The organism is Pseudomonas neuropathica (assembly GCF_051174785.1).
GTDB lineage: Bacteria > Pseudomonadota > Gammaproteobacteria > Pseudomonadales > Pseudomonadaceae > Aquipseudomonas > Aquipseudomonas neuropathica_A.
This window is the reverse complement of the sequence record NZ_CP195111.1, coordinates 4,571,254-4,589,302: the sequence shown is the minus strand read 5'-3', so window position 1 is coordinate 4,589,302 and position 18,049 is coordinate 4,571,254. Positions and strand designations below refer to the sequence as shown.

Annotated in this window: 15 protein-coding genes; 4 read left to right on the top strand and 11 right to left on the bottom strand. The window is 59.6% G+C overall.

Going from position 1 to position 18,049, the window contains the following annotated elements:
- The first annotated feature begins 353 nt into the window (after positions 1-353).
- Entirely contained in the window at positions 354-1,982 is a 1,629-nt protein-coding gene (locus ACRRSD_RS20645) for a glucan biosynthesis protein D (protein WP_435035049.1), read from the top strand.
- A gap of 207 nt (positions 1,983-2,189) precedes the next feature.
- On the opposite strand, the gene ACRRSD_RS20640 is transcribed toward ACRRSD_RS20645, so the two are convergent.
- The 3 genes from ACRRSD_RS20640 to ACRRSD_RS20630 form a co-directional block, all read right to left on the bottom strand.
- The gene (locus ACRRSD_RS20640; RefSeq protein WP_095119340.1) at positions 2,190-3,296 is read right to left on the bottom strand and encodes an NADH:flavin oxidoreductase/NADH oxidase; all 1,107 of its coding nucleotides are present in this window, start codon (positions 3,294-3,296) and stop codon (positions 2,190-2,192) included.
- Positions 3,297-3,563: 267 nt separating this feature from the next.
- Positions 3,564-5,273 carry a single-stranded-DNA-specific exonuclease RecJ gene (gene recJ, locus ACRRSD_RS20635; RefSeq protein WP_435035047.1) on the bottom strand — a complete coding sequence of 570 codons (1,710 nt, stop codon included), beginning with the start codon at positions 5,271-5,273 and terminating at the stop codon, positions 3,564-3,566.
- A gap of 55 nt (positions 5,274-5,328) precedes the next feature.
- Positions 5,329-5,871, bottom strand: coding sequence for a YaeQ family protein (locus ACRRSD_RS20630; RefSeq protein ID WP_007908961.1), 543 nt, complete (start codon positions 5,869-5,871; stop codon positions 5,329-5,331).
- A gap of 146 nt (positions 5,872-6,017) precedes the next feature.
- Between ACRRSD_RS20630 and ACRRSD_RS20625 the strand changes: the two genes are divergently transcribed.
- Together ACRRSD_RS20625 and ACRRSD_RS20620 are read left to right on the top strand one after the other, a co-directional pair.
- Entirely contained in the window at positions 6,018-7,217 is a 1,200-nt protein-coding gene (locus tag ACRRSD_RS20625; RefSeq protein ID WP_435035046.1) for a CaiB/BaiF CoA transferase family protein, read from the top strand.
- The gene (locus ACRRSD_RS20620) at positions 7,165-8,124 is read left to right on the top strand and encodes a TIGR02285 family protein (protein ID WP_435035045.1); all 960 of its coding nucleotides are present in this window, start codon (positions 7,165-7,167) and stop codon (positions 8,122-8,124) included. The genes ACRRSD_RS20625 and ACRRSD_RS20620 overlap by 53 nt, the downstream gene beginning before the upstream one ends.
- A gap of 176 nt (positions 8,125-8,300) precedes the next feature.
- On the opposite strand, the gene ACRRSD_RS20615 is transcribed toward ACRRSD_RS20620, so the two are convergent.
- The 7 genes from ACRRSD_RS20615 to xerD form a co-directional block, all read right to left on the bottom strand.
- Positions 8,301-8,582 (bottom strand): DUF3509 domain-containing protein, encoded by a 282-nt coding sequence (locus tag ACRRSD_RS20615; protein ID WP_435035043.1) that lies wholly within the window; start codon positions 8,580-8,582, stop codon positions 8,301-8,303.
- 166 nt (positions 8,583-8,748) lie between these two features.
- Positions 8,749-9,156 carry a response regulator gene (locus ACRRSD_RS20610; protein ID WP_435035042.1) on the bottom strand — a complete coding sequence of 136 codons (408 nt, stop codon included), beginning with the start codon at positions 9,154-9,156 and terminating at the stop codon, positions 8,749-8,751.
- Between the two features lie 116 nt (positions 9,157-9,272).
- A complete protein-coding gene (locus ACRRSD_RS20605) occupies positions 9,273-10,646 on the bottom strand; it encodes a transporter substrate-binding domain-containing protein (RefSeq protein WP_435035041.1) in 1,374 nt (457 codons plus the stop codon).
- A 120-nt stretch (positions 10,647-10,766) separates the two neighbouring features.
- The gene (gene thrC / locus ACRRSD_RS20600) at positions 10,767-12,176 is read right to left on the bottom strand and encodes a threonine synthase (RefSeq protein WP_435035040.1); all 1,410 of its coding nucleotides are present in this window, start codon (positions 12,174-12,176) and stop codon (positions 10,767-10,769) included.
- 66 nt (positions 12,177-12,242) lie between these two features.
- On the bottom strand, positions 12,243-13,547 hold the full coding sequence (locus ACRRSD_RS20595; RefSeq protein ID WP_007908972.1) for a homoserine dehydrogenase: 1,305 nt from the start codon (positions 13,545-13,547) through the stop codon (positions 12,243-12,245).
- A 131-nt stretch (positions 13,548-13,678) separates the two neighbouring features.
- A complete protein-coding gene (gene dsbC / locus ACRRSD_RS20590) occupies positions 13,679-14,410 on the bottom strand; it encodes a bifunctional protein-disulfide isomerase/oxidoreductase DsbC (protein ID WP_122609598.1) in 732 nt (243 codons plus the stop codon).
- A gap of 253 nt (positions 14,411-14,663) precedes the next feature.
- A complete protein-coding gene (gene xerD / locus ACRRSD_RS20585) occupies positions 14,664-15,560 on the bottom strand; it encodes a site-specific tyrosine recombinase XerD (RefSeq protein WP_038357750.1) in 897 nt (298 codons plus the stop codon).
- Between the two features lie 108 nt (positions 15,561-15,668).
- Between xerD and ACRRSD_RS20580 the strand changes: the two genes are divergently transcribed.
- The gene (locus ACRRSD_RS20580) at positions 15,669-17,477 is read left to right on the top strand and encodes a cation:proton antiporter (protein ID WP_435035036.1); all 1,809 of its coding nucleotides are present in this window, start codon (positions 15,669-15,671) and stop codon (positions 17,475-17,477) included.
- 118 nt (positions 17,478-17,595) lie between these two features.
- Here ACRRSD_RS20580 and ACRRSD_RS20575 read toward each other — a convergent pair whose 3' ends face one another.
- Entirely contained in the window at positions 17,596-18,009 is a 414-nt protein-coding gene (locus ACRRSD_RS20575; protein ID WP_042557826.1) for an acyl-CoA thioesterase, read from the bottom strand.
- Positions 18,010-18,049: the final 40 nt, after the last annotated feature.

The following is an 18,049-nucleotide window of genomic DNA, read 5'->3' as shown; positions in this document are numbered from 1 at the left end:
CCACATCGCCCTGCCCCTTACAGCAGCGCCGTGTGCCCTACCGGTCAGCACCGGTCATGCCCATAGAATAGAAATTAAATCGGCGCTGAAAAGCGGTTTTTAGAGTAATTAGTCGAAAAAAGCAGATATGCCGTGTAAATCAGAACGCCCTGTCAGATTTTTAACCGACATGTCTTGTTTCATTGACACACTGGCGCGGTGAATCAACGAATTTTGCATTGCGAGCGAACCGTTTAAGCTAGCGGGCATCTGTTAATAGTCCGTTGCGTTTGGCCGAAGGCTTGTCCGAACCGTTATTTCTGATCCAGCACGTGCCAGGAACGGCGCGGGATTGCACACGACAGGTTGTATTTATGCACCGCAGGAATTTGCTCAAAGCGTCCATGGCCATTGCGGCTTACACCGGTCTTTCGGCCACTGGCTTGCTGGCCAGCCGTGCGTGGGCGGCCAATGGCGGCGCCGCCGATGGCGAGGCTCAGGCCTTCGACTTCGAAGCGCTGAAGCGCCAGGCCAAGCAACTGGCTGGCAGCGCCTATCAGGACACCAAACAGGTGCTGCCGCCGACCCTGGCGACCATGACCCCGCAGAACTTCAATGCGATCCGCTACGACGGCGAGCATTCGCTGTGGAAGGAAAACAAGGGTCAGCTGGACGTGCAGTTCTTCCACGTCGGCATGGGGTTCCGTCAGCCGGTGCGCATGTACAGCGTCGACGCCAAGACCCGCACTGCCCGCGAAGTGCATTTCCGCCCGGCGCTGTTCAACTATGAAAACACTTCAGTCGACACCCAGCAGCTCAAGGGTGACCTCGGTTTTGCCGGCTTCAAGCTGTTCAAAGCGCCGGAGCTGGATCGTCACGATGTGTTGTCGTTCCTCGGCGCCAGCTATTTCCGTGCGGTAGACGCCACTGGCCAATATGGCCTCTCGGCGCGCGGCCTGGCGATCGACACATACGCGAAAAAACGCGAAGAATTCCCTGACTTCACCAAGTTCTGGTTCGAGACACCGGACAAGAACGCCACCCGATTTGTGGTGTATGCCTTGCTCGACTCGCCGAGTGCCACTGGCGCCTACCGTTTCGACATCGACTGCCAGGCCGAGCGCGTGGTGATGGAAGTCGATGCGCACATCAATGCGCGCACGGCGATCGAGCAACTGGGTATCTCGCCGATGACCAGCATGTTCAGTTGCGGCACCCACGAGCGCCGCATGTGCGACACCATCCACCCGCAGATCCACGACTCGGATCGTCTGGCGATGCGGCGCGGCAACGGCGAGTGGATCTGCCGCCCGCTGAACAACCCGGCGACCCTGCAATTCAATGCGTTTGCCGACAAGGATCCGAAGGGTTTCGGGCTGGTGCAGACCGACCACGAGTTCGCCAACTATCAGGACACTGTCGATTGGTACAGCAAGCGCCCGAGCCTGTGGGTAGAACCGACCACCGCGTGGGGTGAAGGCTCTATCGATCTGCTGGAAATTCCTACGACCGGGGAGACCCTCGATAACATCGTGGCGTTCTGGACACCGAAAAAACCGGTGGCTGCCGGGGATTCGCTGAACTACGGCTACAAGCTGTACTGGAGCGCGCTGCCGCCAGTGGGTACGCCGTTGGCACGGGTGCACGCGACCCGTTCCGGCATGGGCGGATTCACCGAAGGTTGGGCACCGGGCGAGCATTATCCGCCGGTCTGGGCACGTCGTTTTGCCGTGGACTTCACCGGTGGTGGTCTGGATCGTCTGCCGCAGGGTACCGGGATCGAGCCGGTAGTGACCTGCTCGAACGGCAAGGTGCAGGACTTCAGCGTGCTGGTGCTGGATGACATCAAGGGTTACCGGATCCTGTTCGACTGGTACCCGACCAATGACAGCGTGGAGCCGGTGGAACTGCGCTTGTTCATTCGCACAAATGACCGCACGTTGAGCGAGACCTGGTTGTACCAGTATTTCCCGCCGGCGCCGGACAAGCGTAAGTACCCTTGAGGTTGCTCTAGCGTTTGGGCGGGCCTCTTCGCGAGCAGGCTCGCTCCCACAGTTGATCTCGGCCGATCACAAAAGTCATGACCGGCATGATCCAATGTGGGAGCGAGCCTGCTCGCGAAGGCCGTACAGGCAAAACAACATTCAGCAGATAAAAAACAAAGCCCCGGCCATCACTGACCGGGGCTTTTTTGCTTTACCGCGACTGACTCAATCGCGCAAATCAGACTCATGAATCGGCTGATCACGATGGGTCGCACGCTGATACTGCGCCGGCCACACCGCTTTGCGCCCACCCAGATCATCGTCCGCGTGCAGCGGCCAATACGGATCACGCAACAGTTCGCGGGCGAGGAAGATGATATCGGCCTGACAGGTGCGCAGAATGTGCTCGGCCTGCGCCGGCTCGGTAATCATTCCCACGGTGCCGGTGGCGATGCCTGACTCCTTGCGCACACGTTCGGCGAAGCGCGTCTGATAACCCGGCCCGACCGGAATTTCCGCGTTGGCCGCCGTCCCACCCGACGACACATCAATCAGATCCGCGCCAAGGGTGTGCAGGCGCCGCGCCAGCTCTACGGTTTCGTCCGGATTCCAGCCGTCTTCCACCCAGTCAGTCGCGGACACGCGAACAAACACCGGCAACTCCTCAGGCCAGACCGCCCTCACAGCTTCAGTCACTTGCAGCACCAGACGAATACGATTTTCAAACGAACCACCATACTGATCCCGGCGCTGATTGCTCAGCGGCGAAAGAAACTGATGCAGCAGATAACCGTGCGCGGCATGCACCTCAACCACACTGAAGCCGGCCTTCAGCGCGCGCTTGGCGGCATCGACAAACGCCTGAATGACGTCGGCAATCTGCCCTTCATCCAGCTGTTTCGGTTGCGTGTGTTGCGGATCGAAGGCAATCGGCGAGGGCCCGACCGGGGTCCAGCCGCCATCATCGGGTTTGACGCTGCCATGCTTGCCGATCCACGGCCGATGGGTGCTGGCCTTGCGCCCGGCGTGGGCCAGTTGAATGCCGGCGACCGCGCCTTGGGACGTGATGAAGCGGGTGATGCGTTGCAGCGGTTCGATCTGTTCGTCATTCCACAGGCCAAGGTCTTCGGCGGTAATTCGCCCGTCGGCTGTGACCGCCGTGGCTTCGGTAAATACCAGACCGGCACCACCCACCGCGCGGCTGCCGAGATGCACCAGGTGCCAGTCGTTGGCCAGGCCGTCGACGCTCGAGTATTGGCACATCGGTGAGACGGCGATGCGGTTGGGCAGGGTCAGTTGGCGCAGGGTGAAGGGTTCAAGCAGCAGACTCATGGGGCACCTCTCAAATCAGTGGGCAGGCTCCAGGGTTCTGTTTGAATAGTCGACGAGTGACAGGAAAAGGTGCAGCACCCGCCCCCGCGGGCAAAAAATTCGACAAGACGTCACAAGGCCAATCAAGCAGTGCTTAGAGCCTAGTCGACAACCGGGGATGAGGGAGGGTTCAGAGTAATTCTGTGTGTGAAAGTCCGCCTTCGCGAGCAGGCTCGCTCCCACAAGGACAACACCGTACCTGTGGGAGCGAGCCTGCTCGCGAAGGGGTCAGCGCGGTTCGATATGAGCAATCATCAGTTGCACAGTCTCGTTACCCCGAAATTCGTTAACGTCGAGCTTGTAAGCCAGTTCAACCCATTGAATCGTCGGATTCGGCCAGATATCGCGGTCAATACCAAAGGCAATGCCATCCAGTTTCACCGAGCCGCACTCGCTCTTGAGCACCACTTTCAGGTGCCGCTCGCCGACCACCCGCTGTTCGACCAACTGGAACACGCCATGAAACAGCGGCTCCGGGAAGTGCTGCCCCCAAGGCCCGGCATGGCGCAAGGCGCGGGCCAGTTCGAGGTGGAATTCTTCAACCGCCAGCGTGCCATCGGTCAGCATGCGCCCGGTCAGGTCTTCTTCGCGAAGTTGCCTACGCACCTCAGCGTCAAAGGCCTCGGCGAACAGCGGAAAATTCTCCTGTGGCAAGGTCAGACCGGCCGCCATTGCGTGACCACCGTACTTGGCGATCAGGTTTGGATGCTGCGCCGCTACCACGCTCAAGGCATCGCGAATGTGAAAACCTTGAACCGAACGCCCCGAGCCCTTGAGCAAACCATCGCCCGCATCGGCAAAGGCAATGGTCGGACGGAAATAACGTTCTTTCATACGCGACGCGAGGATGCCGATCACACCCTGGTGCCACTCCGGATCGAACAGGCACAAACCAAACGGCATTGACTCCACTGGCAAGTCCTTGAGCTGCGCCAGCGCTTCACGCTGCATGCCCTGCTCGATGGATTTACGATCCTGGTTCATGCCGTCCAGTTGTGCGGCCATTTCCCGGGCCTGATTGGCGTCGGCGGTGAGCAGGCATTCGATGCCCAGGCTCATGTCATCCAGCCGTCCGGCAGCATTCAGGCGCGGGCCGACGATGAAACCGAGATCGGTGGAGGTAATACGTGCAGCGTCACGCTTGGCCACTTCAAGGATCGCTTTGATCCCCGGCCGTGCGCGTCCAGCGCGAATTCGTTCGAGGCCCTGATGCACCAGAATCCGGTTATTGGCGTCCAGCGGCACCACGTCAGCGACGCTGCCCAGCGCCACCAGATCAAGCAGTTCGCCGATGTTCGGCTGCGGCTTGTTCTCGTACCAGCCGAGGCTGCGCAAGCGTGCGCGCAACGCCATCAACACATAGAAAATCACCCCGACGCCGGCCAGCGCCTTGCTCGGAAATTCGCAACCGGGCTGGTTCGGATTGACCAGCGCATCGGCCAGTGGCAGTTCATCGCCGGGCAAGTGGTGGTCGGTGATCAAGACCTTCAGACCTGCACGCTTGGCTGCTGCCACGCCTTCGACACTGGAGATGCCGTTGTCGACGGTGATCAGCAATTGCGGCTCGCGGGTCAGCGCAACTTCAACGATTTCCGGGGTCAGGCCGTAGCCATATTCGAAACGGTTCGGCACCAGATAATCGACATGGGCCGCACCGAGCAAGCACAAGCCGAGCATACCGACGGTACTCGCCGTCGCGCCGTCCGCATCGAAGTCGCCGACGATAAGAATGCGCTGACGTTGCTCCAGCGCCGTCACCAGCAGGTCCACTGCCGCATCAATGCCCTTGAGCTGCTGGAACGGAATCAACCGCGCCAGGCTCTTGTCCAGCTCCGCCTCGGATTGCACGCCCCGCGCCGCGTACAAGCGGGTCAACAGCGGTGGCAGATCACCGAGAAAAGGCAGAGTGGCAGGCAGTTGGCGAGGTTCGATACGCATGGGGTGACGGAGACTTCTCTTGATTACGTGGGATTATTCCGGTGGTGACGCGGGATCAGCCGCGCTCACCTTGCAGCCATTGCAACTGGACTTCGTGCTGACCACGATCGTCGGTGACGAAGATCGTCCCTTCGCTGATCATCACGTCCCACTTGATAACGCGGGGCATGTCCTTGGCCAGGGTTTCCAGCACTTCTTGCGGAACCGCTGCGATGTTGACGTTTTTCAGGTTCTTGATCGCCGGGATCACCTTGGTTTCCCAGACGCGCAGGCTGCCGTAGGCCAGCAGGCTGGTGCGCTCGGTACGACGCGAGCACCAGGTCAGACGATCGGCGTCTGGCTGGCCGACTTCGATCCAGTGCAGAACACGGTCGTCCAGGCTCTTTTCCCACAGCGCAGGTTCATCCACGTCTGACAGACCACGGCCAAACGACAACTGCTCGTTGTACCAGAGGGCGTAGGCCAGCAGGCGCACGGTCATGCGCTCTTCGGTTTCCGAAGGGTGACGGGCGATGGTCTGCTTGACGCTCTCGTAGACACTGCGGTCGAGGTCGGTGAGGTTCAGTTCAAACTTGTAGGTAGTGGACGGCTGGGCCATGAACGGGCTTCTTGATACGAGGAAAGTCGGCAAGTCTAACCGATGCGGTAGGCAATCATCGAATTGATGGCGATCAACCTGCGGCGTCTGACAGCCGGCTATGTTAAAACGCTGTATCCGCTCAGCCTTGTCCTACAGGATTTCGCATGCCGTTCACCAGCAAACCGCTCTCGGGTCTGAAAGTCATTGAATTGGGTACATTGATTGCCGGGCCGTTTGCCTCGCGTATTTGCGGCGAGTTCGGTGCCGAAGTGATCAAGATCGAGTCGCCAGACGGCGGTGATCCCTTGCGCAAATGGCGAAAACTGTACGAAGGCACGTCGCTGTGGTGGTTCGTCCAGGCGCGCAATAAAAAGTCGCTGACGCTGAACCTCAAACACCCTGACGGTTTGGCGATCCTGAAACAACTGCTCAGCGAAGCCGACATCCTCATCGAGAATTTCCGTCCCGGCGTGCTGGAAAAACTTGGCCTGAGCTGGGAAACCCTGCACGCGTTAAACCCGAAACTGGTGATGGTGCGTCTGTCCGGTTTCGGTCAGACCGGGCCGATGAAAGATCAACCGGGCTTCGGTGCGGTCGGCGAGTCCATGGGCGGTCTGCGCTATATCACCGGTTTCGAGGACCGGCCACCGGTGCGTACCGGGATTTCCATCGGCGATTCGATTGCTGCGCTGTGGGGGGTGATTGGCGCACTGATGGCGCTGCGTCATCGCGAGGTTAACGGTGGCACCGGTCAGGTTGTCGATGTGGCGTTGTATGAAGCCATTTTCGCGATGATGGAAAGCATGGTGCCGGAGTTCGACGTGTTCGGTTTTATCCGCGAGCGCACCGGCAACATCATGCCCGGCATCACGCCCTCTTCTATTCACACCAGCGCCGACGGCAAGCACGTGCAGATCGGCGCCAATGGTGACGCGATCTTCAAACGCTTCATGCTGATCATCGGCCGTGAAGACCTGGCTAACGATCCGACACTGGCGAGCAACGACGGCCGCGACAATCGCCGCGACGAGCTGTATGGCGTGATTGATCGTTGGGTCAATTCGTTGCCGCTGCAAACTGTGCTCGATCTGCTCAATCAGGCCGAGGTACCGGCCAGCCGGATCTTCAGCGCCGAGGACATGTTCAACGATCCGCAGTACCTGGCCCGAGAGATGTTCCTGCACGCCAAGCTGCCTGACGGCAAAGACTTCAAGATGCCGGGCATTGTGCCGAAACTCTCTGAGACACCGGGCTCCTCCGAATGGGTCGGGCCGCAGCTCGGTGAACACAATGCGCAGGTACTCCACGATCTTGGCTACGACGAAAAGCAGATCGCCCGGTTGCGCGAAGACGGAGCCATTTGAACTGAAACGCCTGCCGACACCGGACGCCAACCGCGCTCACCAGTGGTGGACGTGGCGGCTGTTCGGCTTGGTGTTTCTACTGACCTTGCCAGCGTGGGCTCAGGCGAAACCGACGTTGACCTGGTTATTGCGCGACTTGCCACCACTGACCATTTTCGAAGGCCCGAAAAAGGGCTTGGGTGTCATTGATCACCTCATGCCGATGCTGATTGACGGAATGCCGCAATACGAACACAAGCTGATGCGAGTCAATCGAGCCCGAGGCATTCAGATGCTTCACGAAGCCTCCTTCACCTGCGACCCGTCGCTGATCTGGAGCAAAGAGCGCGCGCAATGGATCGCGTACTCCATCCCGGCCTTCCGCGCCGTCAGTAATGGGCTGGTAGTGCGTCAGAAAGATCGCGGAGTGTTGGAGCCGTTTCTCGTGGAGGGTGAAATCGATCTGGCAGCGCTTCTAGCCAATGGCAAAGAGAAAATCGGTGTCGTGGCTGAGCGCAGTTACGGTGAAAGGGTCGATGACTTGCTGCGCCAGGCACCCCAGGACGCCCTGACACCTCATTACGGCAATGACGCCCTGAATAGTCTGCTGATGATGCAGCGCCTGGGACGACTACAGGTGGTGCTGGGCTATTGGCCAGAAATTCGTTATCAGGCTCATCTGGCGCAAATCGCCGAAGACGAGTTGCTGTTTTATCCGATTCGCGGCACCGGTAAATACCTGTCGGGCTACATCGGCTGCTCCGACACACACCAGGGCCGCCAGGCGATCAGCGAAATAAACCAACTGCTGCGCACCCTCCCCCACGATCAACTGAACCAGTTGTACGCCGACTGGCTGGACCCCGCGATGCGAAGCGACTACCTCGAACAGGCCCAGGCATTCTTCGAGCAGCAAGCGGCGCCATGAGCAAATCGCAGGCAAAAGAAACCCCGAGAAGTGGGGAGACGACTCGGGGTTAAACGTGGCCTACATAAAGACCCGTAGCAGCAAGCGACAAGCACCGGAGCACAATGCTTGATCCTGCTGTTATGGGGTCTGACTGACAAGGATGCAGGAAGGTTCCCACAAAAAATATTTCATCTTTACAGCGCCGCACGCTTGTCCAGTGCAGCGTTGCGCAAGGCCGCGATCACACAAGGCTCCAGCCGTCCTTCAGCGATCAGAACGTCGCGGTGCAAACCGTCGACGACATCGGTCAACTGGCGCTTGTCGGTCAGTTGCGCCTGATTGAATTCGCGTTCCACCACAATGGCGCCGTGACTGTTCTTCAAGGTCACCAGGCATTCGCCACGGGAACCGCTTGGAGACAACGAAACCTGATACGGGCTCAGAGCCTCACCGAGCAATAGACTGATACTTTCCATCTCGATCTCCACTCAATAGTCCGAAAACTGTGTGCCTGGGGCGTGTTCACAATAAATGACCACCGGCCCGAGAAGAAAGTTCTGCATACCGATCGCCCCGTTCCTGGAGTGTCACCGGTCTGTCAGAGCATGCACGGCGAAGATGACAGAAAAATAACCGTCCCTGTCAAACCCGGGCGGGTGGCGAAGCGGCGATCAGGTAGCTGTCGAGCAAACCGCGCATCAGTACCGCCGACACAGGGGTTTGCAAGCGCCCCAGCAAGCGCAACCGGTGCTTGCACAGCAAGGGTTGGAGATCGTTCAGCAGGCTCGGTGCGACCGTCCCCAGCAGTATCAGCGCACGCGCCTCATGTTCAACCGCCAGATGCTGGATCAACGCCAGGCCATCGCCGCCCTTGAGTTGCGGATCGCAAATCGCGATATCGACCACGCCGCGATGACTCAAGGAAGACAGGGCCGATGCCAGCGACGGCGCCGTCAGCACGTCATAGATGCCAATGGCATTGAGCATTTGATGCAATGCCATCAGCTGGAACGGATTGGGTTCTAGTATCAGGACTTTAAGCGAGCGCATAAGCGACCTCTGAAGCGACAATCGCGGACTCTCACCGCAGTGGTTGTCACTCTAGGGCAGCCGTCCTAAGCCTCCCATCAGAAAAGTAGCCGCGTCGTATAGGAGATTTCCCATCTTCAATGCAGACATCGGCACCCGCTCTCTGTACGACGCTGGGTTATGTCCGTCCAGCCACCCAAAAGCCCACGCAATTTACCGTCGGCACTGTAGAACGGTACCGTCCATTGATAGACCTCACGGGGACCGCTCTTGAACTGCAATCGCCGTTTGCTGAAGCGCGACTTGCGCGTGCGCAACTGCACCATGAACTCATCGTGCAACATCAGCGCCGTGGCGTCGGGCAGCGAATCAACCTCGATCAGCAACCGCCCTTGCACCTGATCCAGTCGAATCGACAGCGCCTCCTCATAGCTGCGATTGCACATGACCAGCCGTCCTTGCAGGTCGCGGACGAACACCGGATCAGGCATCGAGTCGATCAGCGCATGCTGAAACGCCAGTTGATCGCCCAGATCCTTTTCCGCCGCGCGCCGCAGTTTGATAACTGCCGTCAAACGCCGATTCCACACCAGCGACAACAAACCGAACACACCGAGCCCGCCCATGCCCCAACACCCCCATTCAAGCATCTGCTGCCAGACCGACGGCACGGGCGCCGGAGCTATACCTTCCAGCCATTTCAGGCGGATCGCCCGCAATTCGGCTGCGGGAAACGCCTCAAGGGCCTTGTTGAGAATACTCAGCAGCACAGGCATGCCTTTGCGCACGGCCAGGTTATCCGCTTCCCATTTGCCCTCGACCAGACCTCCGACCTTGAGCAAACCCAGCGGGTAAAGCTGCGCGCCAATTTCGTTTTCGATGGTGGCGTAGGCTTCACCGCTTTCAACCAGCGCCCGCGCCTCGGCGTAAGTCTTGACCGAGCGAATCTCGATCGAGGGGAAGTCACGCCTGATCATGTCTTCCAGCGCATGCCGGGCCGGCAGCACCAGCACCCGCTTGCTCAATTGCTCGAAAGATTCCAGCCGCGGCGCATCAGCGCGGCCGACAAACACCCAGCCCGCGCCACCGAACGCGTGGCTGTAATCCAGGAACGCCTTGCGCTCCTCGCTCATGGCCAGGGTCGTACTGATATCCGCCGCGCCGCTCTCCAGACGTTCGAGCATGTGATCGGTGGAAAACGATTCCTGATGTACAAACCGCAACCCGGTCATCGCCGTCACACGCTTGAGTACATCGTTGTTCAAGCCGCTCCATTGCCCGTGCTCATCCTGGAACAGATACAACGGGTACTGCACCGACGTGACCGTCACCTCGGGGTTGTCGCGAATCCATTGACGCTCGTGTGCGGCCAGTTCGATGGGCTGGACTTTGCCAGCCACGGCCTCGTCATGCAGCGCCAGTTGCGCCGCCTCACTGCTGCGCATCAAGGCCAGTAATGCGAACAAGAACAGCCCAACCAGTGCCGGTTTCAAACCTCTATAAAACAGCATTGCCACTTCCTTCGTGATCGACTCACCCGTCCTTCGTGGGTGAAAACCCGAGCAGTGTGGCAGCAGAAACAAAAAAGCCCGTCAGGAGACGGGCTTCAAAATGTGACAGCTTTTACTGGCTTAAAGCGGCTTGCCGCGGTTGCCATGCTGGCTGACAAAGGCTTGCACGGCTTTCAGTTCGTTTGGCAGAACGGTGCAACGCTCGTTTCGCTCAAACAAATCAGAAAGATGTGTAGGTAGCTCGAGCGCTTTTCCTACACCGGCTTTCTCCACTGCATCCGGGAATTTCACTGGGTGCGCGGTGCCGAGGATCACCATCGGTATGTCCAGACTGCGGCGACATTCACGCGCAGCTTTGACGCCAATGGCGGTGTGCGGATCCAGCACTTCGCCGGTCTGCTCGTAGACTTCGGCGATGGTTTCGCAGGTTTGCGCATCGTCTACGGCCAGCGAGTCGAACAGTTTACGGGCTTCAGTCCAGCGCTCTTGCTCGACGCTGAAACCGCCGCCCTGTTTGAACGAGTCCATCAGGCCGGCAATCGCCGCGCCGTTGCGACCGTGCAGGTCGAACAGCAGGCGCTCGAAGTTCGACGAGACCATGATGTCCATCGACGGCGACAACGTGGCGTGCAAGGTTTCCTTGACGTACTGATTGCCGCTCATGAAGCGGTGCAGGATGTCGTTGCGATTGGTGGCGACGATCAACTGGTTGATCGGCAGGCCCATGTTGCGCGCGAGGTAGCCGGCGAAGATGTCGCCGAAGTTGCCGGTTGGCACCGAGAACGACACCGAACGCGCCGGGCCGCCCAACTGCAGGGCTGCATGGAAGTAGTAAACGATCTGGGCCATGATCCGCGCCCAGTTGATCGAGTTCACCGCGACCAGACGCGTGCCTTTGAGGAAGCTCTGGTCAGCGAAGCTGTTCTTGACCATTTCCTGGCAGTCATCGAAGTTGCCTTCGATGGCGATGTTGTGGATGTTCTCGCCGAAAATCGTGGTCATCTGGCGACGCTGCACTTCGGACACACGGTTGTGCGGGTGCAGGATGAAGATGTCGACGTTTTCGCAGTGCTTGCAGCCTTCGATGGCGGCCGAACCGGTATCACCGGAGGTGGCACCGACGATCACTACGCGCTCGCCGCGCTTTTCCAGTACGTAGTCGAGCAGACGACCGAGCAGTTGCAGGGCGAAGTCCTTGAACGCCAGGGTCGGGCCATGGAACAGCTCCAGCACCCATTCGTTACCGTTCAACTGACGCAGCGGCGCCACGGCGCTGTGGGCGAACACACCGTAGGTTTCTTCGAGAATCTTTTTGAAATCCGCATCGGGGATGCTGCCGGTGACGAACGGGCGCATGACGCGGAAAGCCAGTTCGTGATACGGCAGGCCGGCCCAGGAAGCGATTTCTTCCTGGGTGAAACGTGGCAGGTTTTCCGGAACGTACAGACCGCCGTCGGTGGCGAGACCGGCCAGCAGGACGTCTTCGAAATTCAGGGCCGGTGCCTGGCCGCGGGTACTGATGTAACGCATGACTGACTCCAATGGAGAGTGTTCACAACAGCGGCCCCACTGACGGGGCCACCGCAGGACAACGACTTAGTTCAGGTGCTCGACGCGGATCCGTACAACCGGACCATTGACGCCGGCCAACGCTTCGAGGGCGGCGATGGCATCGTTGATGCGCTGCTCGACCACGCGATGGGTCAGCAGGATCATTGGCACCAGACCGTCGTGTTCCTCGACTTCCTTCTGCATGATCGACTCGATGTTGATACCGCGCTCCGAGAGTATGCTCGCCACCTGAGCCAACACGCCCGGATGGTCCTTGGCCTGAATGCGCAGGTAGTACGCGCTTTCGCAGGCTTCGATCGGCAGGATCGGATGCGCCGACAGCGAATCCGGCTGGAAGGCCAGGTGCGGCACACGATTCTCCGGATCGGAGGTCATGGCGCGAACCACGTCGACCAGGTCAGCGATCACCGACGAAGCGGTCGGCTCCATGCCGGCGCCAGCGCCGTAGAACAGCGTCGAACCGGCAGCATCACCGTTGACCATCACCGCGTTCATCACGCCGTTGACGTTGGCGATCAGACGATCGGCCGGAATCAGCGTCGGGTGTACGCGCAACTCGATACCGGCGGCGGTGCTGCGCGCCACACCGAGGTGCTTGATGCGATAGCCCAGCGCTTCGGCGTAGTTGACGTCAGCGGTGGTCAGTTTGGTGATGCCTTCGGTGTAAGCCTTGTCGAATTGCAGCGGAATGCCGAACGCGATGGAGGCCAGAATCGTCAGCTTGTGCGCGGCGTCGATGCCCTCAACGTCGAAGGTCGGATCGGCTTCGGCGTAACCCAGTGCCTGAGCTTCGGCCAGCACGTCTTCGAAGGTACGGCCCTTCTCGCGCATTTCGGTGAGGATGAAGTTACCGGTGCCGTTGATGATCCCGGCGACCCAGTTGATACGGTTGGCGGACAGGCCTTCACGGATCGCCTTGATCACCGGAATGCCACCGGCCACGGCCGCTTCGAATGCGACGATCACGCCTTTCTCGCGAGCCTTGGCGAAAATTTCATTACCGTGAACGGCAATCAGAGCCTTGTTCGCGGTGACCACATGCTTGCCATTCTCGATGGCCTTGAGTACCAGCTCGCGGGCAACGGTGTAGCCGCCCATCAGCTCTATGACGATGTCGATCTCAGGGTTCGTGGCCACTTCGAAGACATCGTTGGTAATCGCAATACCGGTCGTCTGGAACTGAGGCTTTGGCGTGCGCATGGCAATTTGTGCCACTTCGATTCCACGCCCGGCACGACGAGCGATTTCCTCGGCGTTGCGCTGAAGTACGTTGAAGGTACCGCCACCGACGGTCCCTAACCCACAGATGCCTACTTTGACCGGATTCACTGTGAACTCCCCATAAAACGGCCGACGCGGGGTCGGCCGGAAAACAACCGCGTGCTCGCGGCTCTCTATTAATGGCCCGGCGATGGTGCTGCCAGGCCATGATCGTCACGGCTGACCGTGACGATGCGAATTTACTTCGCGCCCAGCGCCAGTTTGGCGACTTGTGGCGCAGGCTGGTAGCCCGGAATCACTTGTCCGTCAGCCAAAACGATGGCCGGTGTACCGTTCACGCCGATCGACTGACCGAGGGCAAACTGTTTGGAAACCGGGTTATCGCATTTGGCGGCCTTGATTTCCTTGCCATCGACCATTTTGTCCATGGCGGCTTTTTTGTCTTTCGAGCACCACACGGCTTGCAGTTGCTCGTCACCCGGCGAGTTCAGACCCTGGCGCGGGAACGCGACGTAACGCACTTCGATGCCGCGCTTGTTCAGCTCAGGCACTTCGGCGTGCAGCTTGTGGCAGTACGGGCAGGTGGTGTCGGTGAACACGGTGATATGCGACTTGGTCTCGCCCACGGCCGGGTAAACCACGGTTTCGGCGACCGGGATAGCGTTGATCAGTTTGGAAATGCCCAAGCGTTCGGTCTTCTCGGTCAGATTGACCGGTTTGCCGTCCTTGAGCTGGAACAGGTAACCCTGAACGATGTACTGGCCATCGGCGCTGGCGTACAGCACGCGGCTGCCTTTGAGTTTGACTTCGTACATGCCAGGCAGCGGGCTGGCATTGATGCTTTCTACCGGAACCTCGAGTTCGAGTTTTTCCAGGCTTTGACGAATCGCTTTGTCGGCCGCGTCATCGGCGACGGCAAAGGTGCTGACCAACGCAATGGCTGCGGCGGCGAAAATCTGGGTCAGACGCATGAGAACTCCTGAAGGCGGACAAATGAAACGATCAGAACGCCCGTGCCGGAACACCGGGTCATAACCGTCCATCGTGCAAACCGGCAAAGCCTAACACATAAGGCCACGGTGGCCGAATGCGCCTGTCGCCGTAGATCACACCGCTTTATGTAGGAGCTGCCGAAGGCTGCGATCTTTTGATCTTGCTTTTGATTTCAAGAAAACAACATCAAAAGATCGCAGCCTTCGGCAGCTCCTACAGACAATCGTGTGTTCAGCCGCGTGGATGGTGTTTGGCGTGCAGATCCTGCAAGCGGGCGCGGGCGACGTGGGTGTAGATTTGCGTGGTGGAGAGGTCGCTGTGGCCGAGCAGCATCTGCACCACGCGCAAATCCGCGCCGTGGTTGAGCAGGTGCGTGGCAAACGCATGACGCAAGGTGTGCGGCGACAGCGACTTGCCGATCCCCGCGACCTTGGCCTGATGCTTGATGCGGTGCCAGAAGGTCTGACGGGTCATCTGTTCGCCGCGCTGGCTGGGGAACAGCACATCGCTGGGCCGCCCACCGAGCAGTTCACCTCGACCGTCACGCATGTAGCGTTCGACCCAGACAATCGCCTCCTCGCCCATTGGCACCAGCCGCTCCTTGCTACCCTTGCCCATCACCCGCAACACACCTTGACGCAGGTTGACCTGCTCCAGCGTCAGGCTGACCAGTTCGGTCACGCGCAGTCCGCAGGCGTAAAGCACTTCAAGCATGGCGCGGTCACGCTGGCCGATCGCTTCGCTCAGATCCGGTGCTTTGAGCAGCGCCTCGACGTCGGCTTCCGACAGGGATTTTGGCAGTGGCCTACCGAGTTGTGGCATATCGACGCGCAACGTCGGGTCAACGCTGATCAGCTTTTCCCGCAGCAGATAGCGATAAAATCCACGCACGCCGGAGAGAAATCTCGCGGTCGAACGCGGTTTGTAATTCTGCTCCAGCCGCCAGGCCAGATGATCGAGGATCAACTCGCGTCCGGCATTGATCAGTTCCAGGTTCTTCTCCTGCAACCAGCCATTGAACAGCGCCAGATCACTGCGATAAGCGCCACGGGTGTTATCGGACAGGCCTTTCTCCAGCCATAAAGCGTCGAGGAATTGATCAATCAGCGGATGGTCGATGGCAGGCATGGGCGCTCAAGTCACACAGCCTCAAAGACTGTGCGCAAATGTAGAGTGAACTGTAGGAATGGGCGCTAGTCTTTCATAGCCCGCTATTTCAAGGAACAGGGAGCTTCAATGAACGAGCAGCAAATTCTCGTGGCGTTTGGCGGGATTGGCGCGGCAGCGCTGGGTTGCCAATGGCTGGCCTGGCGCCTGAAGCTGCCGGCGATTCTGTTTCTGTTGCTGACCGGCATTCTGGTCGGCCCGGTGCTGGGCTGGCTCGATCCACAGGAAATGTTCGGGCCGCTGTTGATGCCGCTGGTGTCGCTGGCCGTCGCGCTGATTCTGTTCGAGGGCAGCCTGACCCTGCACCTGTCGGAGTGGAAGGAGATCGGCAGCGTCGTTCATCGTCTAGTGACCATTGGTGCGATCTCGACCTGGATTGTCATCGCGGTCGCCACGCATTTCCTGCTCGGCTTCGACTGGATGCTGGCCATCCTGTTCGGCAGCCTGACGCTGGTCACCGGCCCGACCGTAATCGTGCCGATGCTGCGCGTGGTGCGGCCGAAAGCCTCGATCGCCAACATTCTGCGCTGGGAAGGCATCGTCATCGACCCGATCGGTGCCCTCCTCGCCGTGGTGGTTTACAGCTTTATCATTGCCAGCGCTGAGGGCCATGGCCTCAAGCAAAGTCTGTTTACTTTCGGTGGCGTGATTCTCTGCGGTGCCGTATTCGGCATTGTCGGTGGCTGGCTGCTCGGCACGGTGATCCGCAGGCAGTGGCTGCCGGAGTATCTGCATAACCTCGCCTCGTTGGCGGCGGTGCTGGGGATTTTCATTGCTTCGAACACCGTGATGCACGAGTCGGGACTGCTGGCGGTGACGCTGATGGGCATGTGGCTGGCAAACATGAAGGGCGTGGATGTGCGGCATATCCTGCACTTCAAGGAAAACCTCAGTGTGCTGCTGATTTCCGGGTTGTTCATTCTGTTGGCGGCGCGCCTGGATTTGTACGCCTTGATCGGATTAGGCCCGCTGGTGCTGATCCTGCTACTGGTAATCCAGCTGATTGCCCGGCCATTGAATGTGCTGCTCAGTACAGCGGGGTCCAGCCTGAGCTGGCGTGAGCGCGCGTTGCTGTGCTGGATTGCGCCGCGCGGGATCGTCGCGGCGGCGGTCTCGGCGATTTTTGCGATTCGCCTGCATGAGGCAGGACATGAAGGTGCATTGCTGCTGGTGCCGCTGACCTTTGCGGTGATTATCGGCACGGTTGTGCTGCAAAGCGCCACGGCACGACCGCTCGCGCGCCTGCTGAAGGTTGCAGAACCGGCGCCGAGTGGCTTCCTGATCGTCGGCGCCAACGGCCCGGCGCGGGAGCTGGGCAAATCGCTGCAGCAACTGGGCAGCCGTGTGCTGCTGACCGATTCGAGCTGGGAAAACATTCGTGCCGCACGCATGGAAGGCTTGCCGACATATTTCGGCAACCCGGCCTCGCAACATGCCGATGCGCATCTGGATCTGGTCGGGCTGGGGCATTTGCTGGCGCTGTCGCCGTCGGGTGAACTCAATACTTTGGCGGCCATGCGCTTTCGCCATGACTTCGGACATCAGCGCTTGTTTGGCTTGGCGAGTGGGCATGAGAGTCGGCGCAGCGATAAACATCGGGCGAGTCTGGAACATCGAGGCAATCAGTTGGGCAGCGAGGCGTTCACCTACGCGAAACTGGCCAGTCAGATGGGCCAGGGCGCCGAGTTGTACAGCACGACGCTGACGGATGGCTTCGGATGGGAGGATTACCGCGCACTGCATGGCAATCGCGCCACGTTGTTGTTTATGCGCGATGACAGTGGCTGGGTGCATGTGGTGACGCCGGAGACTGCGTTGAAACCGGGATCCGGGTGGACGTTGTTGGCGTTGGTTCAGCCTGAGGCCAGCGGCGCCTGAGCTGACGCCTTCGCGAGCAGGCCCGCTCCCACAGGTTCTGTGCCGGACACAAATGTTGCATTCACCCCGATCACTGTGGGAGCGAGCTTGCTCGCAAAGGGCGCGACTCGGATTTGGATCAGGCCGCAAAGCCTGGCAGCACCGGCACCGGCCGCTTGTCATCATCAATGGCGACAAAGCTGAACTGCCCATGAATCGCCTTCTCACGGCCATCACAGCTCATGCTCTCGACAAACACTTCCACCTCGACCTTGAGACTGGTGTTGCCGACCTTGATCACCTTCCCGACCAGCTCAACGATGGAGCCGGCCGGAATCGCGTGATTGAAATCGATGCGATCGGTGGACACAGTCACCAGCGGCAGCCGGCAAAAACGCGTAGCGGTGATGAACGATACTTCGTCCATCCACGCCAGCGCGGTACCGCCGAACAGGGTGTTGTGGTGATTGGTGGTCGGCGGGAAGACGGCTTTGGTTACGCGGGTCACCGAGAGCTCGGTGCGGCGTTCGATTTCCTGGTCGCGGGGGGTCATGGCAATTGCTGCTCGTGTATACGGGTGCCAAGCAAAGCAA